This window comes from Streptomyces sp. NPDC030165 (genome assembly GCF_055573595.1).
Genome location: NZ_JBVIBD010000023.1, coordinates 1 through 22,368, shown reverse-complemented (window position 1 = coordinate 22,368; position 22,368 = coordinate 1). Strand labels below are relative to the sequence as shown.

General features: G+C 70.6%; 25 protein-coding genes, 5 tRNA genes and 1 pseudogene. 10 read left to right on the top strand and 21 right to left on the bottom strand.

Annotated features, from left to right (window positions below; genetic code table 11):
* The first annotated feature begins 14 nt into the window (after positions 1–14).
* The gene (locus tag ACZ4Z1_RS33415; protein WP_030018372.1) at positions 15–248 is read left to right on the top strand and encodes an Lrp/AsnC family transcriptional regulator; all 234 of its coding nucleotides are present in this window, start codon (positions 15–17) and stop codon (positions 246–248) included.
* Between the two features lie 8 nt (positions 249–256).
* Positions 257–748 (top strand): DUF3515 domain-containing protein, encoded by a 492-nt coding sequence (locus ACZ4Z1_RS33410; RefSeq protein ID WP_468490411.1) that lies wholly within the window; start codon positions 257–259, stop codon positions 746–748.
* 18 nt (positions 749–766) lie between these two features.
* On the opposite strand, the gene ACZ4Z1_RS33405 is transcribed toward ACZ4Z1_RS33410, so the two are convergent.
* The 3 genes from ACZ4Z1_RS33405 to ACZ4Z1_RS33395 all read right to left on the bottom strand — a co-directional run bounded on the left by ACZ4Z1_RS33405 (position 767) and on the right by ACZ4Z1_RS33395 (position 3,884).
* A complete protein-coding gene (locus ACZ4Z1_RS33405; RefSeq protein WP_468490410.1) occupies positions 767–1,903 on the bottom strand; it encodes a D-alanine--D-alanine ligase family protein in 1,137 nt (378 codons plus the stop codon).
* 146 nt (positions 1,904–2,049) lie between these two features.
* Positions 2,050–3,051: an NAD(P)H-dependent glycerol-3-phosphate dehydrogenase gene (locus ACZ4Z1_RS33400; RefSeq protein WP_468490409.1), complete on the bottom strand. Its 1,002-nt coding sequence runs from the start codon at positions 3,049–3,051 to the stop codon at positions 2,050–2,052.
* Positions 3,048–3,884 carry a lysophospholipid acyltransferase family protein gene (locus ACZ4Z1_RS33395; protein WP_468490408.1) on the bottom strand — a complete coding sequence of 279 codons (837 nt, stop codon included), beginning with the start codon at positions 3,882–3,884 and terminating at the stop codon, positions 3,048–3,050. The genes ACZ4Z1_RS33400 and ACZ4Z1_RS33395 overlap by 4 nt, the downstream gene beginning before the upstream one ends.
* A gap of 140 nt (positions 3,885–4,024) precedes the next feature.
* On the opposite strand from ACZ4Z1_RS33395, the gene cofC reads away from it, so the two are divergent.
* Positions 4,025–4,711 carry a 2-phospho-L-lactate guanylyltransferase gene (cofC, locus tag ACZ4Z1_RS33390; protein WP_468490407.1) on the top strand — a complete coding sequence of 229 codons (687 nt, stop codon included), beginning with the start codon at positions 4,025–4,027 and terminating at the stop codon, positions 4,709–4,711.
* Positions 4,712–4,780: 69 nt separating this feature from the next.
* Here cofC and ACZ4Z1_RS33385 read toward each other — a convergent pair whose 3' ends face one another.
* From ACZ4Z1_RS33385 to leuC, 5 genes are all read right to left on the bottom strand, one after another.
* Positions 4,781–5,002, bottom strand: a complete 222-nt coding sequence (locus tag ACZ4Z1_RS33385; RefSeq protein ID WP_468490406.1) for a hypothetical protein — start codon at positions 5,000–5,002, stop codon at positions 4,781–4,783.
* Between the two features lie 124 nt (positions 5,003–5,126).
* Entirely contained in the window at positions 5,127–5,837 is a 711-nt protein-coding gene (locus ACZ4Z1_RS33380) for an HU family DNA-binding protein (RefSeq protein WP_468490405.1), read from the bottom strand.
* Between the two features lie 125 nt (positions 5,838–5,962).
* Positions 5,963–6,208 (bottom strand): SCO5555 family protein, encoded by a 246-nt coding sequence (locus ACZ4Z1_RS33375; protein ID WP_468490404.1) that lies wholly within the window; start codon positions 6,206–6,208, stop codon positions 5,963–5,965.
* 135 nt (positions 6,209–6,343) lie between these two features.
* A complete protein-coding gene (gene leuD, locus ACZ4Z1_RS33370; protein ID WP_468490403.1) occupies positions 6,344–6,937 on the bottom strand; it encodes a 3-isopropylmalate dehydratase small subunit in 594 nt (197 codons plus the stop codon).
* A gap of 6 nt (positions 6,938–6,943) precedes the next feature.
* Positions 6,944–8,374, bottom strand: coding sequence for a 3-isopropylmalate dehydratase large subunit (gene leuC, locus ACZ4Z1_RS33365; RefSeq protein WP_468490402.1), 1,431 nt, complete (start codon positions 8,372–8,374; stop codon positions 6,944–6,946).
* 172 nt (positions 8,375–8,546) lie between these two features.
* Here leuC and ndgR point away from each other — a divergent pair, with 172 nt between their 5' ends.
* Positions 8,547–9,263 carry an IclR family transcriptional regulator NdgR gene (gene ndgR / locus ACZ4Z1_RS33360; RefSeq protein ID WP_003984709.1) on the top strand — a complete coding sequence of 239 codons (717 nt, stop codon included), beginning with the start codon at positions 8,547–8,549 and terminating at the stop codon, positions 9,261–9,263.
* A 72-nt stretch (positions 9,264–9,335) separates the two neighbouring features.
* On the opposite strand, the gene ACZ4Z1_RS33355 is transcribed toward ndgR, so the two are convergent.
* Positions 9,336–9,818, bottom strand: a complete 483-nt coding sequence (locus ACZ4Z1_RS33355) for a DUF4188 domain-containing protein (RefSeq protein ID WP_468490401.1) — start codon at positions 9,816–9,818, stop codon at positions 9,336–9,338.
* 85 nt (positions 9,819–9,903) lie between these two features.
* Between ACZ4Z1_RS33355 and ACZ4Z1_RS33350 the strand changes: the two genes are divergently transcribed.
* On the top strand, positions 9,904–10,551 hold the full coding sequence (locus ACZ4Z1_RS33350) for a MerR family transcriptional regulator (protein ID WP_468490400.1): 648 nt from the start codon (positions 9,904–9,906) through the stop codon (positions 10,549–10,551).
* An 86-nt stretch (positions 10,552–10,637) separates the two neighbouring features.
* Here ACZ4Z1_RS33350 and ACZ4Z1_RS33345 read toward each other — a convergent pair.
* The 8 genes from ACZ4Z1_RS33345 to ACZ4Z1_RS33310 form a co-directional block, all read right to left on the bottom strand.
* Positions 10,638–10,710 (bottom strand) — tRNA-Glu (locus ACZ4Z1_RS33345).
* 37 nt (positions 10,711–10,747) lie between these two features.
* Positions 10,748–10,819, bottom strand: a tRNA-Gln gene (locus ACZ4Z1_RS33340).
* A 16-nt stretch (positions 10,820–10,835) separates the two neighbouring features.
* Positions 10,836–10,908 (bottom strand) — tRNA-Glu (locus ACZ4Z1_RS33335).
* Positions 10,909–10,971: 63 nt separating this feature from the next.
* Positions 10,972–11,044 (bottom strand) — tRNA-Glu (locus tag ACZ4Z1_RS33330).
* Positions 11,045–11,084: 40 nt separating this feature from the next.
* Positions 11,085–11,156 (bottom strand) — tRNA-Gln (locus ACZ4Z1_RS33325).
* Between the two features lie 87 nt (positions 11,157–11,243).
* Positions 11,244–11,975, bottom strand: coding sequence for an HAD family hydrolase (locus ACZ4Z1_RS33320; RefSeq protein WP_468490399.1), 732 nt, complete (start codon positions 11,973–11,975; stop codon positions 11,244–11,246).
* 314 nt (positions 11,976–12,289) lie between these two features.
* The gene (locus tag ACZ4Z1_RS33315) at positions 12,290–12,493 is read right to left on the bottom strand and encodes a DUF397 domain-containing protein (protein WP_468490491.1); all 204 of its coding nucleotides are present in this window, start codon (positions 12,491–12,493) and stop codon (positions 12,290–12,292) included.
* A 10-nt stretch (positions 12,494–12,503) separates the two neighbouring features.
* Positions 12,504–13,358, bottom strand: coding sequence for a helix-turn-helix domain-containing protein (locus ACZ4Z1_RS33310; protein WP_468490398.1), 855 nt, complete (start codon positions 13,356–13,358; stop codon positions 12,504–12,506).
* A gap of 131 nt (positions 13,359–13,489) precedes the next feature.
* On the opposite strand from ACZ4Z1_RS33310, the gene ACZ4Z1_RS33305 reads away from it, so the two are divergent.
* Positions 13,490–13,789 (top strand): hypothetical protein, encoded by a 300-nt coding sequence (locus ACZ4Z1_RS33305; RefSeq protein WP_468490397.1) that lies wholly within the window; start codon positions 13,490–13,492, stop codon positions 13,787–13,789.
* A gap of 156 nt (positions 13,790–13,945) precedes the next feature.
* On the opposite strand, the gene ACZ4Z1_RS33300 is transcribed toward ACZ4Z1_RS33305, so the two are convergent.
* The 4 genes from ACZ4Z1_RS33300 to ACZ4Z1_RS33285 all read right to left on the bottom strand — a co-directional run bounded on the left by ACZ4Z1_RS33300 (position 13,946) and on the right by ACZ4Z1_RS33285 (position 16,880).
* A complete protein-coding gene (locus tag ACZ4Z1_RS33300; protein ID WP_468490396.1) occupies positions 13,946–14,095 on the bottom strand; it encodes a hypothetical protein in 150 nt (49 codons plus the stop codon).
* Positions 14,096–14,340: 245 nt separating this feature from the next.
* On the bottom strand, positions 14,341–15,819 hold the full coding sequence (gene gltX / locus ACZ4Z1_RS33295; RefSeq protein ID WP_468490395.1) for a glutamate--tRNA ligase: 1,479 nt from the start codon (positions 15,817–15,819) through the stop codon (positions 14,341–14,343).
* Complete coding sequence (locus ACZ4Z1_RS33290) at positions 15,812–16,573, bottom strand: fumarylacetoacetate hydrolase family protein (protein ID WP_468490394.1); 762 nt, start codon at positions 16,571–16,573, stop codon at positions 15,812–15,814. The genes gltX and ACZ4Z1_RS33290 overlap by 8 nt, the downstream gene beginning before the upstream one ends.
* Before the next feature lie 85 nt (positions 16,574–16,658).
* Entirely contained in the window at positions 16,659–16,880 is a 222-nt protein-coding gene (locus tag ACZ4Z1_RS33285) for a hypothetical protein (RefSeq protein ID WP_468490393.1), read from the bottom strand.
* Between the two features lie 639 nt (positions 16,881–17,519).
* Here ACZ4Z1_RS33285 and ACZ4Z1_RS33280 point away from each other — a divergent pair.
* The 4 genes and pseudogenes from ACZ4Z1_RS33280 to ACZ4Z1_RS33265 form a co-directional block, all read left to right on the top strand.
* A complete protein-coding gene (locus tag ACZ4Z1_RS33280) occupies positions 17,520–21,299 on the top strand; it encodes a sensor histidine kinase (RefSeq protein ID WP_468490392.1) in 3,780 nt (1,259 codons plus the stop codon).
* Positions 21,300–21,308: 9 nt separating this feature from the next.
* Entirely contained in the window at positions 21,309–21,722 is a 414-nt protein-coding gene (locus ACZ4Z1_RS33275; RefSeq protein WP_468490490.1) for a roadblock/LC7 domain-containing protein, read from the top strand.
* A 97-nt stretch (positions 21,723–21,819) separates the two neighbouring features.
* The gene (locus ACZ4Z1_RS33270; protein ID WP_003986417.1) at positions 21,820–22,230 is read left to right on the top strand and encodes a DUF742 domain-containing protein; all 411 of its coding nucleotides are present in this window, start codon (positions 21,820–21,822) and stop codon (positions 22,228–22,230) included.
* A pseudogene (locus tag ACZ4Z1_RS33265) lies at positions 22,211–22,368 on the top strand (ATP-binding protein); the annotation flags it as partial. The gene ACZ4Z1_RS33270 and the pseudogene ACZ4Z1_RS33265, both read left to right, overlap by 20 nt.

The following is a 22,368-nucleotide window of genomic DNA, read 5'->3' as shown; positions in this document are numbered from 1 at the left end:
GCCCTGGAGGTCCCGTGGTACAGGCGTACATCCTGATCCAGACCGAGGTGGGCAAGGCGTCGGCCGTGGCGGAAGTGATCGCCAAGATCCCCGGCGTGATCCAGGCCGAGGACGTCACCGGCCCGTACGACGTGATCGTGCGGGCCCAGGCCGACACGGTCGACGAGCTCGGCCGCATGGTGGTCGCCAAGGTCCAGCAGGTGGACGGCATCACCCGCACCCTGACCTGCCCGGTGGTCCATCTCTAGCTCCCCGTATGCTCGGCCGGGTGATCTCCTCGTCGCGCCGGCTGCTGGCTCCGGCCCTGCTCACCGTGGCGTTCGCCGCGGTGGGCTGCTCGTCCTCGGTCCCCGTCTCCGCTCCCTCGCCCGAGGGCGACTCCGCGCGGCAGTGCCGGTCGCTCCACGAGGAGTTGCCGCGGACCGTGGACGGGCTGGAGCGGGGCACCGCCGACCCGGTCTCGGACTTCACCGCCGTCTGGGGCGATCCCGCCGTCCGGTTGCGCTGCGGGGTACGCAAGCCCGCCGTGCTGACGCCTGGGAGTGAACATTACAACCCCGGTGCGGACGCGGCGGAAGTCAACGGTGTCGAGTGGCTCTTCGAGAAGCAGGACGACGGGTACCGCTTCACGACCGTGCTGCGCAAGACGTACGTCGAGGTGAGCGTGCCGGGGAAGTACGCCCCGGAGGTCGATGTGCTCACCGACCTCGCGAACGCCGTCAGGAAGACGGTGCCGGCCGGGATCTGAGAACGCCGGCCGGCCGCCTCAGCGCAGTCCGGTGGAGCGCCGCAGCGCCGCCTGGATGAGCCGGTCGATCAGCTCCGGGTAGCTCACGCCGCTCTCCTGCCACATCCGCGGGTACATCGAGATGGGCGTGAAGCCGGGCATCGTGTTGATCTCGTTGATCACGAACTCGCCGTTCTCCTGCAGGAAGAAGTCGGCACGCACCAGACCCTCGCAGGAAGCCGCCTCGAAGGCCGCCACAGCCAGCTCCTGGACGCGTGCGGTCTGCTCCGCGGTGAGCGGCGCGGGCACCAGGCCGGTGGCCGAGTCGATGTACTTGGCCTCGAAGTCGTAGAAGTCGTGCGCGGTGACCGGCGGGATCTCGGCCGGGACGCTGGCACGCGGACCGTCCTCGAACTCCAGGACGCCGCACTCGATCTCCCGGCCGCTCAGCAGCGACTCCACAATGATCTTGGGGTCGTGGCGGCGTGCCTCCTCGACGGCCGCGTCCAGTCCGTGAAGGTCGTCCACCTTGGAGATGCCCATGGAGGAGCCGGCCCTGGCGGGCTTCACGAACAGCGGCCAGCCGTGCTCGCCGGCGAAATCCACGATCCTCTTGCGGGCAGCTGCGGGGTCCTGCTCCCACTCGCGGGGGCGGATGACCTCGTACGGACCGACCGGCAGCCCGAAGGAGGCGAACACCCGCTTCATGTAGTCCTTGTCCTGGCCGACGGCCGAGGCGAGCACCCCGGAGCCCACATAGGGCACGCCGGACAGCTCCAGGAGGCCCTGGAGGGTGCCGTCCTCACCGTACGGGCCGTGCAGCACCGGGAAGACGACGTCGACCTCGCCGAGCGCCTTGGGCGCCGAGCCCGGCTCGCTGTAGACGACCTCGCGGCTGGTCGGGTCCACCGGCAGGACGACGGCGCCGTCGGCGGACTCGCTCAGCTCCGCCACGCTCGGCAGCTTCCGGTCCGTGATGGCCATCCGCTCCGGGGCGTCGGCGGTCAGCGCCCACCGGCCGTCGGCCGTGATGCCGATGGGCAGCACGTCGTACTTCTCACGGTCGATGGCGGCCAGCACAGCGCCCGCGGTGACCACGGAGATGGCGTGCTCGGAGCTGCGCCCGCCGAACACGACGGCGACGCGGGGCTTCTGGGAAGGAGTCTCACTGCTCATATCGCGTTGAGCGTACCTGCTGCCCCAGGAGGAGTCGGTGCCGCGGCCCCGGGAGCGGGCGCGGGCCCGGGGCCGGGCGGGGCCCGGGGGCGCGACCGGCCCCGGGGGCGGCTGCCCGTACGCCTCCCGGGCGCGCCCCGGTGCCGTCAGTGCCGCTCGGGCTTGGCGCTGCGCGACATCAGCTCCTTGAGGGCCACCAGCGGGGGCTTGCCCTCGTGGACGATGTCCACGACCGTCTCGGTGATCGGCATGTCGACGCCGTGCCGGCGGGCGAGATCCAGTACCGACTCGCAGGACTTGACGCCCTCCGCGGTCTGCTTGGTGACCGCGATGGTCTCCTCCAGCGTCATGCCGCGGCCGAGGTTGGCGCCGAAGGTGTTGTTGCGGGAGAGCGGCGAGGAGCAGGTGGCGACCAGGTCACCCATTCCGGCGAGGCCGGCGAAGGTGTGCTCGTCGGCGCCCATCGCCAGGCCCAGCCGGGTGGTTTCGGCGAGGCCGCGGGTGATCAGGGAGGCCTTGGCGTTGTCGCCCAGGCCCATGCCGCCGGCCATGCCGACCGCCAGCGCGATGACGTTCTTGACCGCGCCGCCCAGCTCCGCGCCGACCACGTCGGTGTTGGTGTACGGGCGGAAGTACGGGGTGTGGCAGGCGGTCTGGAGGCGCCGGGCCACGGTTTCGTCCGCGCAGGCGACGACCGCGGCGGCGGGCTGCCGGGCGGCGATCTCCTTGGCCAGGTTGGGGCCGGTGAGCACCGCGACACGCTCGGCGGAGGCCTTGGCGACCTCTTCGATGACCTCGCTCATCCGCTTGGCGGTGCCCAGTTCGACGCCCTTCATCAGGGAGACCAGGACGGTGTCGGCGGGCAGCAGCGGCGCCCAGGTGGCGAGGTTGTCGCGCAGCGTCTGCGAGGGGACGGCCAGGACGGTGAAATCGGCGCCGTGTGCGGCTTCGGCGGGGTCGGTGGTGGCCCGTACCGACTCCGGCAGCTGAGCGTCCGGCAGGTAGTCGGGGTTGGTCCGGCCGGTGTTGATGGCGTCGACCAGGCCCGCTCTGCGGCCCCACATCGTCACCTCGCAGCCCGCGTCACCGAGCACCATCGCGAATGCGGTACCCCAGGACCCCGTGCCGTAGACGGCGCAGCGCGTCACTTGCCTTCATCCTCCTGTGTCTTCGGTGCCTGGTCGTCCAGTTTCACGCCCTGCTCGTCCAGTTTCCGCACCCGCTCCCCGGCCGCGTCGGCGGTCTGCCGGTTCCGGGCGCGCCGGGCGGCGACGGCCTTCTTGTGGTCGTACGGCTCGGCGGGCACCGGCTCGTCGCGTACCTCGGCGAGGATCTGGGTGACGGCGGCCATGACCTTGTCGGTCACCTCGCGCAACACCTCGGCGGTCGGCTCCTTGCCGTAGAACTCGCTCAGGTCGACCGGCGGCCCCGCCTTGACCCGCAGGGTCTTGCGCGGGAACAGGCGCAGCTTCTTCTCCTTGGCGTACGGCGGCATCACCTCGTTGGCGCCCCACTGCGCCACCGGGATGACCGGTGCCTTGGTGAGCAACGCCACGCGGGCGGCCCCGGTCTTGCCCTGCATGGGCCACATGTCGGGGTCCCGGGTGAGGGTGCCCTCCGGGTAGAAGGCGACGCATTCGCCCTTGTTGATGGCGGCCACGGCGGCGCGGAAGGCCACCGCGGCGTCGGCGGATTCCCGGTAGACCGGGATCTGGCCGGTACCGCGCATCATCAGGCCGACGAAGCCGCCCTTGAAGAGCCCGGACTTGGCGAGGAATCGCGGGACCCGTCCGGTGTTGTACTGGTAGTGCGCGTACGAGAGCGGGTCCAGATACGAGTTGTGGTTGACCGCGGTGATAAATCCGCCGTCGGCGGGAATGTGCTCCATTCCCTGCCAGTCCCGCTTGAACAGAACCAGGAGCGGCGGTTTGCAGATGACCGCGGCCAAGCGGTACCAGAAGCCGATTCTGCGGCGGGACACTGGGACACCCTCCTTGTGGGATCTGCTGAGCTGCTGCGACCCGGCAGCCGCACAAGTGTCGCCCCAGGTACCCGCTATGTCGAGAACACCGTAACCCCGCCGCTCACGGATGGCGGTGACGGCAGGTGAGAATGAGGGCGATGCGAAGAGACGGATCGGACGTGGGCTGGAGCCTGGTCGTACCGCTGAAACCCCTGGTACGGGCGAAGAGCAGGCTGTCCCGGGCGGCGGGGGAACAGCTCCGGCCCCAGTTGGCACTGGCGTTCGCGCTGGACACCGTGACGGCCGCGCTGGCCTGCGAAGACGTCCTGGATGTGGCGGTTGTCACGGACGACCCGGTGGCCGGGGAGCGGTTGGCGGCCCTCGGAGCGCGCATCGTCGCGGACCTGCCGGCCCGTGGTCTCAACGCGGCGCTGGCGTACGGAGCGGGGCTGGTACGGCAGCGGCGCGCCGCCGCGGCCGTGGCGGCGCTCAACGCGGATCTCCCGGCGTTGCGGCCCGCGGAACTGGGGCGGGTGCTGTCGACGGCCGCCGCATTTCCCCGGGCATTTCTCGCGGATGCGGCGGAAATCGGGACGACGCTGCTGTGCGCGGCTCCGGGAGTGGAATTGGCACCCGCTTTCGGGGGGCCGTCCCGGGCGCGTCACCGCGAATCGGGGGCGCACGAGATCGTGCTGGCGGACACCGAATCCGTACGCCGGGACGTGGACACCGGGGAGGATCTGCGGGCCGCGCTGGCACTGGGTGTGGGGCAGCACACCGCCCGCTGTGTGCCGCGGATACGGGACCGCGCGGCGGCGGAAGGCGTCACGGCGCCCGGAGGGTGACGAAAGGCGCCGGACCCTCTGGAGAGCGGCGAAAAGCCGCCGGAACGCCAGGAAAGTGCCGCAGAGCCGTCAGAATGTCTGAAGAGTGACGAGCACGATGCGGCGCCCGTCCGTCTCCTGGCCGCTGCCGGCCTCGCCCTCGACGTCGATACGGACCCGCTGGCCGGGCCGCAGCAGCCGCAGGCCGCCCGCGTCGAAGGCCGCCGCGTCGAAGGGCAGCGGCGTGCCGTCGTCGAGCAGCACGCTGCCGGAACGGGTCTGGGCGTCGTAGGTGTACGCGGTGGCCTGCATGGCGACCAGCCTAGACGGGGCCGGGGCCGGGCCGCGCCGGACACCGGGCGGACGGCGCGCGACGCACCGCGGGCCGGGCTCCCCGGGGGGAGTCCGGCCCGACGCGTGGCGTCGCCGCTGCTGATTACCGCTTGCGGGCGGTGGTCTTCTTGGCGGTGGTCTTGCGGGCCGTGGTCTTCTTGGCCGGGGCCTTCTTGGCCGTCGCCTTGGTCGCGGGCGCGGTCTTCTTGGCCGTCGCCTTCTTGGCGGTGGTGGCGGTCTTCTTCGCCGGGGTCGCCTTCTTGGCGGTGGCCGTGGTCTTCTTGGCCGCCGACTTCTTCGCCGTGGCGGTGGTCTTCTTCGCCGGCGTGGCCTTCTTCGCCGCGGCCGTGGTCTTCTTGGCCGTGGTGGTCTTCTTCGCCGGGGTCGCCTTCTTGGCGGTGGCCGTGGTCTTCTTCGCGGCCGACGACTTCTTGGCGGTGGCCTTCTTGGCGGCGGCCTTGGCCGTCGTACGGGTGGATCCGCCCGAAAGGCTGCCCTTGGGTGCCTTCTTGACCGCCACGTCGTTCTTCGGGAGCTTCTTCGAGCCGCTGACCAGGTCCTTGAAGCCCTGACCGGCGCGGAAACGGGGCACCGAGGTCTTCTTGACCCGGACCCGCTCACCCGTCTGCGGGTTGCGGGCGTAGCGGGCCGGACGGTCCACCTTCTCGAACGAACCGAATCCGGTGACCGATACGCGGTCGCCGGAGACAACTGCACGGACGATTGCGTCCAGTACCGCGTCCACCGCGTCCGCGGCGTTCTGACGGCCGCCGAGCTTGTCGGCAATGGCTTCTACGAGCTGCGCCTTGTTCACGTCTTCCCCTTCGGAGACATTGCTGGAACGAAAGTGTTCAAGCCTTTTCGCACGTTAGGCAGATATATACCGCAAATCAAACACGAAACGGGCTAATCACCCTTGTGCCGCAACGAACTCGACCTTCACGGAGTTCCGTCGGCGTGCACGTCTTCGGGAAAACGACCCTCGTCGAGGTCGTTCGTGAACCGCTCCAGACGCCTTGCCGCGTCCGCCAGATCGTGTTTCGCCGCCGCCGTGATGACGAGCAGCTTCCGGGTCAGCGCCATGCGTACGCCCTCCGGGACTTGCAGTGTCCGCACTCGTGTGTGTGCGTCCTTGAGTCGGTCGGCGACGAGACCGTAGAGCTCGAGTTGGTCGTCGCGTTCCATGCGCTAATTGTGCCATCTGCGGCGAGTTGTCGCTTCACGGGGCCTCAACAGCAGCCTTCACACGCCGATGCGCCCCCTGCCAACTAGCAAGGGGCGCATCGTACGCAATAAGGCTTTGAGCCAAAAAACCCGAGGTCAGACTACTACCGTACGCGGTTTGAACGACGGCCTGTTCGCCTCGTACGTGGCGATGGCCTCCTCCTCCCGAAGAGTGAGGCTGATGTCGTCCAGACCCTCCAGCAGCCGCCAACGCGCGTTCTCGTCCAGCTCGAACCCGGCGGTGATGCCCGGTGCCCGGACCTGCCGGCCGACGAGGTCGACGGTGACCTCGGCCGCGGGGTCCGCCTCGGCGAGCTGCTGCAGCGCCTCGACGGTCTCCTGCGGGAGCACCACGGTCAGCAGTCCGTTCTTCAGCGAGTTGCCCCGGAAGATGTCGGCGAAACGCGAGGAGATGACGGCTTTGAAGCCGTAGTTCTGCAGGGCCCACACCGCGTGCTCGCGCGAGGAGCCGGTGCCGAAGTCCGGTCCGGCCACCAGAACGGTCGCTCCCCGGTAGGCCTCCTGGTTCAGGACGAACCGCGGATCCTTGCGCCAGGCCTCGAAGAGTCCGTCCTCGAAGCCGTCGCGGGTGACCTTCTTGAGCCAGTGGGCCGGGATGATCTGGTCGGTGTCGACGTTGCTGCGGCGCAGCGGGACGGCCCGGCCGGTGTGCGTGGTGAAAGCTTCCATGGTGGTTCAGACTCCCGCGGGCGTGCGAACGTCGGCGTCGGACAGGTCGGCCGGTGATGCCAGGTGGCCGAGAACCGCCGTTGCGGCGGCGACCTGGGGCGAGACCAGGTGGGTGCGGCCGCCCTTGCCCTGCCGTCCCTCGAAATTGCGGTTGGAGGTGGAGGCGGAGCGCTCGCCGGGGGCCAGCTGGTCCGGGTTCATGCCCAGGCACATCGAGCAGCCGGCGTGCCGCCACTCGGCACCGGCGCCGGTGAACACCTTGTCGAGCCCCTCTTCGACCGCCTGGAGGGCGACCCGCACGGAGCCCGGCACGACGAGCATGCGTACGCCGTCGGCGATCCGGCGGCCCCGTACGACCTCGGCGGCCGAGCGCAGATCCTCGATCCGCCCGTTGGTGCACGAACCTACGAAGACGGTGTCCACACGGATGTCGCGCAGCGGCTGACCGGCCGTCAACCCCATGTATTCCAGGGCCTTTTCGGCGGCGAAGCGCTCCGATGCGTCTTCGTACGAAGCGGGGTCGGGGACGGCCGACGAAAGCGGCGCACCCTGGCCCGGGTTGGTGCCCCAGGTGACGAACGGGGCCAGCTCGGAGGCGTCGACGACGACCTCGTGGTCGAAGACCGCGTCGTCGTCGGTGCGCAGCGTCTTCCAGTACGCGACGGCGGCGTCCCAGTCGTCGCCCTGGGGCGCGTGGTCGCGGCCCTGGAGGTAGGCGAAGGTGGTCGCGTCGGGGGCGATCATGCCGGCCCGGGCACCCGCCTCGATGGACATGTTGCAGATGGTCATCCGGGCCTCCATCGAGAGCTTCTCGATGGCCGGGCCGCGGTACTCGATGACGTAGCCCTGGCCGCCGCCGGTGCCGATCCGGGCGATGACGGCGAGGATCAGGTCCTTGGCGGTGACGCCGTCGGGCAGCTCGCCCTCGACGGTCACGGCCATGGTCCGGAAGGGCGCCATCGGCAGCGTCTGGGTGGCCAGCACGTGCTCGACCTGGCTGGTGCCGATGCCGAAGGCCAGCGCGCCGAAGGCGCCGTGGGTGGAGGTGTGGCTGTCACCGCAGACCACGGTGGTGCCCGGCTGGGTCAGTCCCAACTGGGGTCCCACCACGTGGACGACTCCCTGCTCGACGTCGCCCAGCGGGTGCAGCCGGACGCCGAACTCCGCGCAGTTCTTGCGCAGCGTCTCCAGCTGGGTGCGCGAGACGGGGTCGGCGATGGGCTTGTCGATGTCGAGGGTGGGGGTGTTGTGGTCCTCGGTGGCGATGGTGAGGTCGGTGCGCCGCACCTGTCGGCCGGCCTTGCGCAGACCGTCGAACGCCTGCGGGCTGGTCACCTCGTGCAGCAGGTGCAGGTCGATGAAGAGGAGGTCGGGCTCGCCTTCGGCGCGCCGGACGACGTGGTCGTCCCAGACCTTCTCCGCGAGTGTCCGTCCCATCGCTTTCCCTCCGGCCGGCCGCATTGCCGGCCCAACTCGACTGTGTGCGCAGCGCCCGTCCCCCGGTTCCGGGCGTCCTGCCGGGCCCTGGTCGGGGGCCGTGCCTACAGATTGGCGGCTTCCCCGGAAAATTGAACTTGCGTTTCACACTGTGAGACGTGAGTATCGTTGCATGGACAACTCTAGCGGCGTCGGCGTTCTCGACAAGGCAGCTCTGGTACTGAGCGCTCTGGAGTCCGGTCCGGCCACCCTCGCCGGGCTGGTCACGGCGACCGGGCTCGCACGGCCCACGGCCCACCGGCTGGCCGTGGCACTGGAACACCACCGGATGGTGGCGAGGGACATGCAGGGCCGGTTCATCCTCGGCCCGCGGCTGTCGGAACTGGCCGCGGCGGCCGGCGAGGACCGCCTGCTGGCCACGGCCGGACCGGTGCTCACGCATCTGCGCGACGTGACGGGCGAGAGCGCGCAGCTCTACCGGCGCCAGGGCGACATGCGGATCTGCGTGGCCGCGGCGGAACGGCTGTCCGGACTGCGGGACACCGTGCCGGTCGGCTCCACGCTCCCCATGAAGGCCGGCTCGGCCGCCCAGATCCTGATGGCCTGGGAGGAGCCGGAGCGCCTGCACCGCGGCCTCCAGGGCGCCCGCTTCACGGCCACCGCGCTGTCCGGCGTACGGCGCCGGGGCTGGGCGCAGTCGATCGGCGAGCGGGAGCCGGGCGTGGCCTCGGTCTCGGCCCCCGTACGCGGCCCCTCGAACCGTGTGGTCGCCGCCGTCTCGGTCTCCGGACCGATCGAGCGGCTGACCCGCCACCCGGGCCGGATGCACGCCCAGGCGGTCATCGACGCGGCCGCCCGGCTCAGCGAGGCACTGCGGCGTACTGGCTGACCAGCGAGAACGCCGACCGGCCGGGGCGGCACCGACGCCCGCACCGACCGGTCGGCCGTACCAGGGCGCGTCCTACGCCGCACTCACGGGCGCACTCCGCGCGCCACGCCGGCCGGACTCCCCGAGGCCGTACGCGGCGCCGAGCCCGGTCGGCGGCATCGAGCTGTAGAACGTGCTGCACGCGCCCGCCGGTACGACGTACGTCTCGTGCCAGATCCCCACTCCCCCTGCGCCGCTCCGCGCGCGGCGGTTGAACGCCGTCCACGCGGGGCGGTGCCGCATGTCCGGGTTGGCCGCGTAGGCGTACAACTTCTCCCGCGACTCCCAGTATTGGACGACGGTGAAGTGGCGCGGCCCGCCGTTCAGCACCCGGTAGCCGAGCATTCCCGCGTCCCGCTCGCGCGCCAACTCCTTGATCATTCGCGGCATCGCGAGCAGCACCGGCAGCCAACTGCGCACCGCCAGAAGCCGGTTGACGCGCATCCCGATCAGAAAGACGACCACTTCCCCGTCGGTGTCCGCCACCATGCGCCCCGGTACGACTTTCTCCCCCATGACAGTCTCCCACCTCTCCAGTCTTTGGATAGCGCCACTATCCATGCTTGGATAGTGGCACTCTCCAAGGAAGGGCGCAAGCGGTATGCGACTGGCGGAACTGAGTGAACGCAGCGGAGTCCCCACCGCCACGATCAAGTACTACCTCCGGGAGCGACTGCTGCCGCCCGGCGAACGGATCACCACCACCACCGCCGAATACAGCGCCGCCCACCTGCGCCGGCTGCGCCTGGTGCGGGCGCTGGTCCAGGTCGGAAAGATGCCGGTGGCCACCGCGCGCGAGGTACTGGCCGCCGTCGAGGACGATTCACTGGATCACCACATGCGCCTCGGCGCGGCCGTGTGGGCCCTGCCCCACGACCCCGGGCCCGAGGAGGACACCCCGGAGACCACCGCCGCGCGCCGGACGGCCGACGAACTGCTGCGCCGCCTGGACTGGCAGTACGGGCTGGAGCTGGGGCCGGCCTCCCCCGCTTACGGCATGCTGGTGAACGCCCTGGCCGCGCTCGCCCGGCTCGGCTATCCGCACGCCGTCGAGAACGTGCTGCCGTACGCCCGGCTCGCCGGTGAACTGGCCGTCGCCGACCTGGACTTGGTGGAGGGGTTCGAGACGCCCGCCGAACAGGTGGAGGCCGCGGTGGCGCTGACCGTACTGCTCGAACCGGTCCTGCTGAGCCTGCGGCGGCTCGCGGAGGCCGAGGAGTCGCACCGCCGGTTCCAGGGCGGCGCCTGAGGGCCCGGTGGCCCGCACCTCGCGGCGCGGGCCCGTCCGCCATGCGAAGAGGCCCTCCCCCATTGGGGAAGGGCCTCTTCGTCGCGTACCCCCGACCGGATTCGAACCGGCGCTACCGCCTTGAGAGGGCGGCGTGCTAGGCCGCTACACAACGGGGGCTTGCTCTGCAGAACCGCAGTTGACCTGCGATTTCGCGCTGGGCTACCAGGACTCGAACCTAGACTAAATGAACCAGAATCACTCGTGCTGCCAATTACACCATAGCCCATGGTGGTATAGACCAGTACCCCCGACCGGATTCGAACCGGCGCTACCGCCTTGAGAGGGCGGCGTGCTAGGCCGCTACACAACGGGGGCCCTAGCGATCCTTGCGTCGTCGCATCCGGGAGCGACCCGAAGGTGACGGTGAGAAAGGATCTGTACCCCCGACCGGATTCGAACCGGCGCTACCGCCTTGAGAGGGCGGCGTGCTAGGCCGCTACACAACGGGGGCCTGGTACTGCTTGATCAAGAGAGCTTCAGAAGATCTCTTGCTGGGCTACCAGGACTCGAACCTAGACTAACTGAACCAGAATCAGTCGTGCTGCCAATTACACCATAGCCCACCAGAACGCAACCCCTTGCCGGAGTCTTGTTCGGCTTGCGCTTCCCGGCCCGGCCTTTCGGCCCGCCCGGGCGGCGCAGAAAGAACATTACCCGAAGGTGGACGACGCTCCAAAACCGATAAGGCCACGCACCAGCCCGGGCAGCTCGGCGAGCCCACCGATCCGCGTCACCCCGTCCGGCACCGCGCCCCGCGCGCCGGTCCCGGCCCGGTCCACCCACACCGCCCCCAGCCCGGCGTCCCGCGCGCCGATCGCGTCCACGTCCAGCTTGTCCCCGACGTAGACGACCCGCTCAGGCGCCAGCCCCATGGCGTCACAGGCCGCCAAGAACGCCTCCGCCGCCGGCTTCGCGTGCCCCACCTCGTCGGCACAGAGCACCACCTCGAAGTGCTCGCGTATACCCAGCGCCCGCAGCTTGCGGTCCTGATTACGGACGGACGAGTTCGACAACACACCCTGCCGGGCCAGCGGCGCCAGGTCTGTGAGCGCCTGGACGGAGTCCGGAAAGAGTGTCCAGGCCGCCTCGTAGTGCGCGACGTACCGCCCGAACCAGGCGTCCGCCTCGTCATCACTCAGCACCGTCCCGAGGAAGGACCGCGCCCGCTCCCTACGGTGCTCCAGGAAACCCACCTCCCCGGCCAGAAACCGGCCGAAGGCGGCCTCCATGCACTCCCGCCACCGCCCGAGCGCACACTCGGCGTCCCCGTACCGCGCGAGCAGCCCCTCGGCCTCGATATGCCGCAGCGCTCCCGCACGGTCGGACCCCGTGTAGTCGAAGAGGGTGTCGTCCACGTCCCAGAGGACGGCGTCTATGGTCACGGACCGACCGTACCCGGGTGGGCCGCCCGAGGGCCCAGGGTTTTGCCCTGCGCACGTCAAGGTCCATGCTGTCGCCCTGCCGGGGCGCCCTCCGCGCCCCGGCCGTAATCCAACGGGGAGTTGAACGCCATGAAGCGTGCCGTCGTGGTGGGCCTGGCCGTGGCCGGGCTAGGGCTCGGAAGCCTGGTGACCGCCGCATCGGCGTCCGCCAACGCTACCGGGAAGCGCGCGTCGAGGTCTGCTGAGGCGCGCTCGCGCGCCGAAGGTGACGTGGGGGTTCGGGGGCCGGGGTTCGGCCCGCCGGGCCCGCGCGCTTAGCGGTTACGTACGGGCGGGTGTGCCCCGTGCCCTTTGATCGCGGCGAGGAACGCGGCGAGGCCGTCGCGGGTGGCCGTGAGGGTTGCCTCGGGGACGTCGCTCTCGCGGATGTGGAGGGTGCCGTCGGGGGCGGCGGCGACGTTCACGCAGTTCACGCCCTCGTTGCTGTACGAGGACTTCTGCCACTGGTAGTCGTGCATCGTCAATGCCTCACAGGCTCTTCGCGATCTTGTGGATGAAGTCACGGCTCTCGGCGGGATCGAGTGCGCACCGCTGCATACGGTCCAGCACCGCCCGGTAGCGCACCAGATGGGCCTCCGCGTAGAAGATTTCGCAGCCGTGGTCGGTGTCCAACAGCACGGTGTCAAGCTGCGGCAGGGGTCCACACGTGTAGGTGATCGGCTGGCCTGCTGCGGGAAAATCCGCCCGCCCGAACGGGACGACCTGGATCGTGACGTGCTCGTGCTCGCTCATCTCCACGAGGTGCCGAAGCTGCGTGCGCACGACGGCCCTCCCGCCGATCCCCATCCGTAGCGCAGCTTCGTGGATGATCGCTGTGTAGGGCAACGGTGCTTCCCTGTACAGGACGCCTTGGCGCCTGATGCGGAACGCCGTGCGGTGTTCGACCTCGAACGGGCGAAGCGCAGGCACGCTCTGGTTGTACGCGGCGCGGATGTGTTCAGGGGTCTGTAGAAGACCGGGCATGGCCACGAGCACAGCGACCCGCAGCGCCGTGGCCTCGTGTTCGAACTCGGCGACCTCTACCATCGGCGTAGGCAGCAACTCGCGATACTCGTCCCACCAGCCACGCGTACGGCCACCGGTCATCGCGGTCAGCGCCTGGACGAGGACCTCGTCCGAGCACTCGTAGAGCCGGGCCAGCGCCCTGACACGGTCCGCGCTGACCGCGTAGTTGCCCGCCTCGATGTTGCTGATGCGCGACTGCGGCGCACCGAACAGTTCCCCGGCGCGCGTCGCGGACAGGTCCGCACGTTCCCGAAGGCGGCGCAGCTCGGCCCCCAGACGCCGTTGCCTGACCGTCGGTGGAAACTTTGCACGGGCCATGTCATCTGCCTTTCACTCACAGGAGTGGAAGCGGTACGGAATCTAGCCAAACGTTGGCCTACATACCAGCAACCGCCCTAGCCTCCTCACCATCAGCCCCCTCAACTTGGGCTACAGGCAGGAGACTTCACATGGCCACCGTATCCCCACCCCCACCCCTCCCCGACCCTCCCGACGGCTTCGCCCAAGAGATCCAGGAGCTGGTCGACGCCACCGCGCCCCGCCTCTTCGCCGTCGTCGAGGAGTACGCCGTCGGCGGGCTGCGGGACGCGCAGGTCGCCGCCTGGGGGCTCGCCTACGAGGACGGGCGGGCGGATGTCGCCGCCGTGGAGGGCGGCTTCCGTATGTCGGTGACGGCGCCGGAGCGCGCGGCCCGGTTCGTCTCGTTGCGGCCGGGCGTTCTGGGGAGCGTCGTCTGGCCGTCGGGATGAGGGCCGGGCAGAACGAACCGATTCGACCGTCGGCGGACATGACGCGTCCGCCGGAGCGCAGAAGCCCGGATCTCCTGGATGCGTGCCCCACCGCCGCCTACGGTGGGCCCCGCCCTGCCTACACGTACCGGAGGTCGCCGGCCGTGGACAGAGAGATCAAGTGGATCGGGACGCCTGCGAGCGGCCTCCGGACGCGATCCGTACGGCGTTGCAGCGGCGCCCGGACTGGTTGCGGTACTTCGAGCAGGACTGGCTCAGCGCGGCGGCGGAGTTCGACCGGGCGGAGCTGGACCGGGTGGTCGACAAGTGGTTCCCCTTCGCCTGTGCGTGCGCGACGCCCGGCTACCTGGATCACGTGGAGCGGCTGGCCAAGCGCCTGGCGGAGGGGGACACGGAGGGCATGGTCTTCCGGGACGCCGCGGGCAATGCGTACGACGCCGAGAACATTCCCGTCGATCCGGCGACTGCCTGGCCCGGGCCCGGCATGCACGAAGGGGCGGCCACCGGCACCCGGTGGCAGCCCCTTCGGCGTACGGCGTCAAGCCTTCTCGTTACGCGCCCAGCTTCGCCAGCGCCGCGTCGATGCGGGCCAGGGTCCGCTCCTTGCCCAGGATTTCCAGGGACTCGAAGAGGGGCAGGCCGACCGTGCGGCCGGTCACGGCGACGCGGACCGGGGCCTGGGCCTTGCCGAGCTTGAGGCCGTGGGCCTCGCCGGCGGCCAGGACGGCTTCCTTGAGGGAGTCGGCGCTGGACCAGTCGGCGCCGGTCAGCTTCTCGCGGGCGGTGGTGAGCAGGGCCACCGGGTCGCCCTTCATCGCCTTGGTCCAGGACGCCTCGTCCTCGACCGGCTCCTTGCGGAAGAGGAAGTCGACGTTGGCGGTGATGTCGGAGAGGACCGTCAGGCGGGTCTGGGCGTGGGGGGCGATGGCCTGCCAGGCCGCCTCGTCGAAGTCGGCCGGGTCCCAGTTGGCGTGCGGGGCCTGGAGCCAGGGGCGGCAGGCTTCTGCGAAGGCCTTGGGGTCCAGGCGGCGGATGTGGTCGGCGTTGATCGCCTCGGCCTTCTTCAGGTCGAAGCGGGCCGGGTTGGCGTTGACATCCGCGATGTCGAAGGCCGCGACCATCTCCTCGATGGAGAAGACGTCCTGGTCGGCGGAGAAGGACCAGCCGAGGAGGGAGAGGTAGTTCAGGAGGCCCTCGGGGAGGAAACCGCGCTCGCGGTAGAGGTTGAGGGACGCCTGCGGGTCGCGCTTGGAGAGCTTCTTGTTGCCCTCGCCCATGACGTAGGGGAGGTGGCCGAAGGCGGGGATGGCCTTGGCCACGCCCAGGTCGATCAGGGCCTTGTAGAGGGCCACCTGGCGGGGGGTGGAGGAGAGCAGGTCCTCGCCGCGCAGGACGTGGGTGATCTCCATCAGGGCGTCGTCGACCGGGTTGACGAGCGTGTAGAGGGGGGCTCCGTTGGCGCGGAGGATGCCGTAGTCGGGCACGTTCTCCGGGGTGAAGGTCAGTTCGCCGCGGACCAGGTCGGTGAAGGTGATCGGCTCGTCGGGCATCCGGAAGCGGACGATCGGCTCGCGGCCCTCGGCCTCGTACGCGGTGATCTCGTCGGCCGTCAGGACGCGGCACTTGCCGTCGTAGCCGGAGGGCTTGCCGGCGGCGCGGGCGGCCTCGCGGCGGGCGTCCAGCTCCTCGGTGGAGCAGTAGCACTTGTAGGCGTGGCCGGCGTCGAGCAGCTTCTGGGCGATCTCCTTGTAGAGGTCCATGCGCTGGGACTGCCGGTACGGCGCGTGGGGGCCGCCGATCTCGGGGCCCTCGTCCCAGTCCAGGCCCAGCCAGCGCATCGAGTCGAGCAGCTGGTTGTAGGACTCCTCGGAGTCGCGGGCCGCGTCGGTGTCCTCGATGCGGAAGACCATGGTGCCCTGGGTGTGCCGGGCGAAGGCCCAGTTGAACAGGGCGGTGCGGACCAGGCCCACGTGGGGGTTGCCGGTCGGGGAGGGACAGAAACGGACGCGGACGGGGGTCGCGTTAGCCACGCTTGATCACCTTGTTGGTGAGAGTGCCGATGCCTTCGATGATGACGGAGACCTCGTCGCCGTCATGGAGGGGGCCGACCCCGGCCGGGGTGCCCGTGAGGACGACGTCGCCGGGGAGCAGCGTCATCGCCTCGGTGATGTGCACGATCAGGTCCTCGACGGAGCGGATCATCTCGCTCGTGCGGCCGAGCTGGCGCTGTTCGCCGTTGACGGTGCACATGATCGTCAGGTCGCCCGGGTCCAGCTCGGTCTCGACCCAGGGGCCGAGCGGGCAGGAGGTGTCGAAGCCCTTGGCCCGCGCCCACTGCGTCTCGCGCTGCTGCACGTCGCGCGCGGTGATGTCGTTGGCGCAGGTGTAGCCGAGGACGACGTCCTTGACGCGCTCGCGGGGGACCTCGCGGCACATGCGGCCGATGACGACGGCGAGCTCCGCCTCGTGGTGGACCTCCTGGGAGAAGGAGGGGTACAGGACGGGGTCGCCGGGGCCGACCACCGAGGTGGAGGGCTTGAAGAAGGTGACCGGCACGTCCGGGACCTCGTTGCCCAGCTCGCGCGCGTGTTCGGTGTAGTTGCGGCCGACCGCGACGACCTTGTTGGGCAGGACCGGGGGCAGCAGGCGGACCTTGTCGAGGGGGACCTTGTGACCCGAGCGCTCGAATTCCGCGAAGGGGTGTCCCTTGATGACGTCGATGTCGTCGCCGTCGAGGACGCCGAAGCCGACGTTGCCGTCGATGGAGAATCTGGCGATGCGCACGGGTTGCCGCTGCCCCTCATTGATCACTGGCCGGAGTTGACACTCCAGGCTATCGCGGGGGCGCGGCCGGCCCGCTTCCCCTTGCTTATACGGCCGCGTCCGTGGCGTCGGCCTGCGCCGGAACGGTCTGCGGCGCGGGGGCGTCCATCAGGACGGTGCGGCGGGGGTTGGCGGTCTGGGTGGGCAGCTCGACGGCGTGCTCCGGTGCCTCGGCCGCGGCGTTCTGGAGGTCTTCGGCATCCTTGAGGTGCGCGAGGGTGGTGCGGCGCGGGTTGGCTATGTTGCGGAACATCATCGTGGTCTTCACTGCTTGTGCCTCGCGTAAGGACGTCGGAAAACAAGGCCGCTTCCCGCACGCGCGGGATTGCGGTCTTGTCATTTCGGGCAACTGTGTAAAGCGTCAGGCTATGCGCGCTATTCCCCGCGCGGCTTCGGGAAAGTCGACCGGGAGCCTGTGAGTTTGCTCACGAAGTGTGTGACAAATGCCGCATTTCCCATGATCAACATCCAAGGGCGAAACGGACATTGCTGGATCGAAGCCCATGTTCCGCTCCCGATCACCGCACCTGGGACAGGGGGCACGCGCGAGCGACTCGCGGGTATAAGTCCGTTATCGTCAGCGCCACTCTCTACGCTTTGTGACGCGTTCCGTACATTGCGTCACGCATGTCACAGGGGGCGGCACCGCCCTTGTTGGAGATCCGGCACTGTGCTGGAATTCCACGGACCGCCGCAGGTTTCAGCCGGACGGCGCGCAGAGGGCGCAGCGAAGCGCCGCGCGGTGGTGCCGCTCTCTCGGCCAGAGAGAGCAGCTCGCCGGTCACTCACGACCGCCACACGGGGGCCCCGGTCCCCTACGACTCGACAACCGTCCCCCCGTTCACGCGGAGGGACGCCTGGTCCAGAGGTTGCGACGCTAGTGCAGGGACGTTTCAAGAGGGATGGCATGGGGTCTCCCCAGGCCCGCCAGGGCCAAGGGGAAGCTACGGCGGACCCGGAGCTGCGCGGCGGGAGCGACCGCGCCTCCTCGCCCCAGCATGGCCCGGGCTCCGGCCCGGCGGCCGGGGGTGACTCCGCCGACGGCGCCTCGCCCAAGCCGTCGAAGGGCGCCAAGGAGCCGAGCGGCCCCGGCGCGCGAATAGCCATGCGCAACTGGCGCATCAGCACCCGCCTGGTCTCCCTGCTGGCGCTCCCCGTCATCGCCGCGACCACGCTGGGCGGCATGCGCATCAACACGTCGCTGGAGAACATCGACCAGCTCGACAAGATGCAGCTGCTCACCGAGATGACGCGGCAGGCCACCGAGCTGGCCGACGCGCTCCAGGTCGAGCGGGACAAGTCGGCGGGCCCGATCGCCGGCACCGGCAACGTCAAGGACGACGCCAGTGTCGTCGCGCCCCGTGAGGCGACCGACCGGGCCAAGCAGGCGTTCAACAAGGCCACCGGTGACGTCCAGCGCGACGACCCGACGATGGCCGGTGTGCAGGCGACCCTGCTGGACATCGGGCGTCAGCTCAACACGCTCAACGAGATCCGCAACAACGCGTACAAGGACCCCGACAACGCCAGCCGTACGGTCAGCAGCTACAACGAGCTGATCAAGTCGCTGCTCGCGCTGTCCCAGGACATGGCGCAGGCGACCAGCAACCCGGAGATGATCCGCAGCACCCGTGCGCTGGCGGCGTTCTCCTCCGCCAAGGAGTTCGCGTCCATGCAGCGGGCGCTGGTCAGCGCCGGCCTCGCGCACAAGGGCGGCCCGCAGCTGTCCGCCAACGACCGGCAGTCCGGCCGTACCGCCGAGGACAGCGAGAAGGCGGCCCGCGACCGCTTCTCGCAGATCTACACCGGCGCCACCGACCTGACCAAGGGTCTGGACGGCAACAACGACGACATCAAGGCGGCCGTCGCCTTCGCGCACCGGGCCTTCGCCAGCGACGGCGGTATCCACAGCGAGGACTACAAGTACCTCGACTGGTACGACACCGACACCGTCAAGATCGACGAGATGGGCCGTATCGAGAGCTCGCTGCTCTCGCAGATGGAGCAGAAGTCCCGCGAGCTGCGCAACGAGGCGACCCAGGAAGCGATCCTCAGCGGTGCGCTGATCCTGCTGGTCCTCGGCATCTCGCTGGTCGGCGCGTTCGTCGTCTCCCGGTCCATGGTGCGTTCGCTGCGCCGTCTGCAGGACACCGCGCAGAAGGTCTCCCAGGAGCGCCTGCCCGAGCTGGTCAAGCAGCTGTCCGAGGCGGACCCGCAGGACGTGGACACCTCCGTGGAGTCCGTCGGCGTGCACAGCCGGGACGAGATCGGCAAGGTGGCCGCGGCCTTCGACGACGTGCACCGCGAAGCCGTCCGGCTGGCGTCCGAGCAGGCGCTGCTGCGGGGCAACGTCAACGCGATGTTCACCAACCTCTCGCGCCGCAGCCAGGGCCTCATCCAGCGTCAGCTCTCGCTCATCTCCGAGCTGGAGTCCCGCGAGGCCGACCCGGACCAGCTGTCCTCGCTGTTCAAGCTGGACCACCTCGCGACCCGTATGCGCCGTAACGGTGAGAACCTCCTCGTCCTCGCGGGCGAGGAGCCGGGCCGCCGCTGGACGCGCCCGGTGCCGCTGGTCGACGTGCTGCGCGCCGCCGCCTCCGAGGTGGAGCAGTACGAGCGCATCGAACTGAGCGCCGTCCCGCAGACCGAGGTCGCCGGCCGCGTCGTCAACGACCTCGTGCACCTGCTCGCCGAGCTGCTGGAGAACGCCACCTCGTTCTCCTCCCCGCAGACCAAGGTCAAGGTGACCGGTCACGCGCTGCCCGACGGCCGCGTGCTGGTCGAGATCCACGACACCGGAATCGGCCTGTCGCCCGAGGACCTGTCCGCGATCAACGAGCGGCTGGCCAGCCCGCCGACGGTGGACGTCTCGGTCTCCCGCCGCATGGGTCTGTTCGTGGTCGGCCGCCTGTCGCTGCGGCACGGCATCCGTATCCAGCTGCGGCCGTCCGACTCGGGCGGTACGACGGCGCTGGTCATGCTGCCGGTCGACGTCGCCCAGGGCGGCAAGAAGCCCCAGCCGGGCGGCAAGGGCGGGCCGGGCGCCGGCCCCGTCGAGGGCGCCCCCGCACCCCACACCCCGAACGCCTCCGCCAACCGCCTCGCCGGCCTGCAGCCGCGCGGCCAGGTCGGCGCGGGCGGCGGGCGTCCGGCGCTGCCGGGCCGCGGTGGTCCGGGCAGCCAGGGCGGTCCGGGTGCCGGTGCGTTCGGCGTGCCGGGCGGCCGTTCGGGCAACGCGCCCGCCGGGCCGCCCGCGAGGAGCGGTGGTCCCGGTGCCGGTCAGCTGAGCGACGGGCGTCCGGCGCTGCCGACCCGTGGCGGGCCGGCCGGTGCGGACACGGGTCCCGGTACGGGCGCCGGTGCCGGTGACACCTCGCAGATGCCGACGGTCGCGCCCCCGACGGGCGCGCCCCGCCGTGAGGAGCGCCCGCAGCTTTCGCAGCGCGGCCCGGCCGGTGAGCTGACCGGCGGCGCGGACGCCGCCGGCGGCCCGTCGCAGCCCGGCACCACGAGCTGGGGTGCCCGCCGTGAGCGCGGCGCCTCGGACGACTGGCCGATGACGCCCCGCCAGGCGCAGGACCGGCCGCGCGGCCACGAGGAGCCGGAGACCACCGGCACCTTCGCCGCTCCGGCGGCCGGCGGCCCCGGTGACACGGCCGAGTTCGCCCGTCCCGACTTCGACGCCCCGCCGCCCGGCGCGGACCGCGCCCAGGCCGGCGGCCCCGGCGACACCGGCGAGTTCGCCCGCCCGGACGCCTTCGGTGCCGGCGCGCCGCAGCGCGACGACCAGGCCACCGGCCAGTACGAGCTGCCCGCCGACCTGCGCGGTGAGCCGTCGCAGGGCCCCGGTGACACCGGGCAGTTCGCCCGTCCGGCCACCGAGCACGGCGGCTTCGGCGAGTACGGCGACACGGCGTACGAGAGCAACGGCTACGACGCGAACGCGGGCAGCGCCTTCGAGGGCGGCAGCGTCTTCGGCGGCGGCGCGCCGCAGCAGGGTGCAGGCACCACCGGCGAGTTCGCGCTGCCCGCCGACCTGAAGAACGGGTCGCAGCAGGGCACCGGCGAGTTCGCGCTGCCGGCGCAGGACCGGCAGCGCCAGGACGGCGGCTCCGAGGACCTGCTCGGCGGCGGTTCGCCGGCCGGCCCCGGTGACGGCCGTACGCCGATCTTCGACACGATCGAGTCCAACTGGTTCAGCCACCCGGCGTCCGGCGCGGGCTCCGTGCCACAGCAGGCCGCCGACGAGCCCCCGGCCCCGTCGGCGGAGCGCTCCGAGGCGCCGCCGCTGCCGCGCCGCGAGCCCGGCGCCGCCACGGGCGGTACGTCCGGCGCGGGTCTGAACGGCGCCGCCGCCGACGGCGGTGCCCAGAGCCAGCAGGGCCAGTGGCGGGCCTCGCCCAACGACGAGCGCTGGCGGCAGGCGGAGCAGATCCGCCAGCCCGCCGCGGGCGGCGTCACCACTTCCGGACTGCCCCGCCGGGTGCCGCGCGCCAATCTGGTCGCCGGCACCGCGCAGCAGCAGTCCCACCAGACCGGTCCGCAGGTCTCGCGTGCGCCCGATGACGTGCGCGGCCGTCTGACCAATCTTCGTCGGGGTATCCAGCAAGGCCGTTACCGGGCCGAGGAGAACGCCTCCACCGGCAACCACGGCATTGTCGACCCCACTCACCAGCAGGAGCGTTAGTTGAGTCCGATGAGCCAGGCGGCGCAGAATCTGAACTGGTTGATCACCAACTTCGTGGACAACACACCCGGTGTGTCCCACACGGTGGTGGTCTCCGCGGACGGACTGCTCCTCGCCATGTCCGAGGGCTTCCCGCGCGACCGTGCCGATCAGCTGGCAGCGGTGGCGTCGGGGCTGACCTCGCTGACCTCGGGTGCCTCGCGCATCTTCGAGGGCGGCATGGTCAACCAGACCGTGGTGGAGATGGAGCGCGGCTTCCTCTTCATCATGTCCGTCTCCGACGGATCGTCGCTGGCCGTACTGGCGCACCCCGAGTGCGACATCGGCCTCGTCGGTTACGAGATGGCCCTGCTGGTCGACCGCGCGGGCACCGTGCTGACGCCCGACCTGCGCGCCGAGCTCCAGGGCAGCCTGCTGCACTGAGTCCCGCCGAACGTCACGACCCGACCCACCGACCACCGTGCCGCACCCCCCACCGGCCCAACCCGACGACAGTCAGTTGTCCCGTCCGGAGGACCCCATGACCCCGCCACCTGCCTCGCCCGGCCCGTACGGCGCCTACAGCCAAGCGCCGTACGGGGGCGAAGGTGACCAGCCGCTGGTCCGCCCGTACGCCATGACCGGGGGACGGACCCGGCCGCGCTACCAGCTCGCCATCGAGGCGCTGGTCAGCACGACCGCCGACCCGTCCCAGCTGCCCGGTCTGCTGCCGGAGCACCAGCGCATCTGCCACCTGACCCGCGAGGTGAAGTCGGTCGCCGAGGTCTCGGCGCTGCTGCACATCCCGCTGGGTGTGGCCCGGATCCTGGTCGCGGACCTGGCGGAGGCCGGCATGGTGGCGATCCACCAGCCGGGCGGCAGCACCGAGGCCGGGGGTACGCCCGATGTGACGCTGCTGGAAAGGGTGCTCAGTGGACTTCGCAAGCTCTGACGGCGCCGGGCCCGCCGCGGGTCAGGGCGGCGGGTCCACCACGTCCGCGAAGATCGTGGTGGCGGGCGGCTTCGGCGTGGGCAAGACCACGTTCGTCGGGGCCGTCTCAGAGATCAACCCGCTGCGCACCGAAGCCGT

Coding starts and splice junctions, on each gene's coding strand:
- leuC (WP_468490402.1), bottom strand. CDS start 8,374: ATGGGACGGACACTCGCGGAGAAGGTCTGGGACGACCACGTCGTCCGG.
- ACZ4Z1_RS33310 (WP_468490398.1), bottom strand. CDS start 13,358: ATGGCCCGTGCAAAGTTTCCACCGACGGTCAGGCAACGGCGTCTGGGG.
- ACZ4Z1_RS33350 (WP_468490400.1), top strand. CDS start 9,904: ATGCGACTGGCGGAACTGAGTGAACGCAGCGGAGTCCCCACCGCCACG.
- ACZ4Z1_RS33355 (WP_468490401.1), bottom strand. CDS start 9,818: ATGGGGGAGAAAGTCGTACCGGGGCGCATGGTGGCGGACACCGACGGG.
- ACZ4Z1_RS33275 (WP_468490490.1), top strand. CDS start 21,309: ATGAGCCAGGCGGCGCAGAATCTGAACTGGTTGATCACCAACTTCGTG.
- ACZ4Z1_RS33280 (WP_468490392.1), top strand. CDS start 17,520: ATGGGGTCTCCCCAGGCCCGCCAGGGCCAAGGGGAAGCTACGGCGGAC.
- ACZ4Z1_RS33375 (WP_468490404.1), bottom strand. CDS start 6,208: ATGGAACGCGACGACCAACTCGAGCTCTACGGTCTCGTCGCCGACCGA.
- cofC (WP_468490407.1), top strand. CDS start 4,025: ATGCGAAGAGACGGATCGGACGTGGGCTGGAGCCTGGTCGTACCGCTG.
- ACZ4Z1_RS33315 (WP_468490491.1), bottom strand. CDS start 12,493: ATGCACGACTACCAGTGGCAGAAGTCCTCGTACAGCAACGAGGGCGTG.
- ACZ4Z1_RS33305 (WP_468490397.1), top strand. CDS start 13,490: ATGGCCACCGTATCCCCACCCCCACCCCTCCCCGACCCTCCCGACGGC.
- ACZ4Z1_RS33385 (WP_468490406.1), bottom strand. CDS start 5,002: ATGCAGGCCACCGCGTACACCTACGACGCCCAGACCCGTTCCGGCAGC.
- ndgR (WP_003984709.1), top strand. CDS start 8,547: ATGGACAACTCTAGCGGCGTCGGCGTTCTCGACAAGGCAGCTCTGGTA.
- ACZ4Z1_RS33270 (WP_003986417.1), top strand. CDS start 21,820: ATGACCCCGCCACCTGCCTCGCCCGGCCCGTACGGCGCCTACAGCCAA.
- ACZ4Z1_RS33410 (WP_468490411.1), top strand. CDS start 257: ATGCTCGGCCGGGTGATCTCCTCGTCGCGCCGGCTGCTGGCTCCGGCC.
- leuD (WP_468490403.1), bottom strand. CDS start 6,937: ATGGAAGCTTTCACCACGCACACCGGCCGGGCCGTCCCGCTGCGCCGC.
- ACZ4Z1_RS33405 (WP_468490410.1), bottom strand. CDS start 1,903: ATGAGCAGTGAGACTCCTTCCCAGAAGCCCCGCGTCGCCGTCGTGTTC.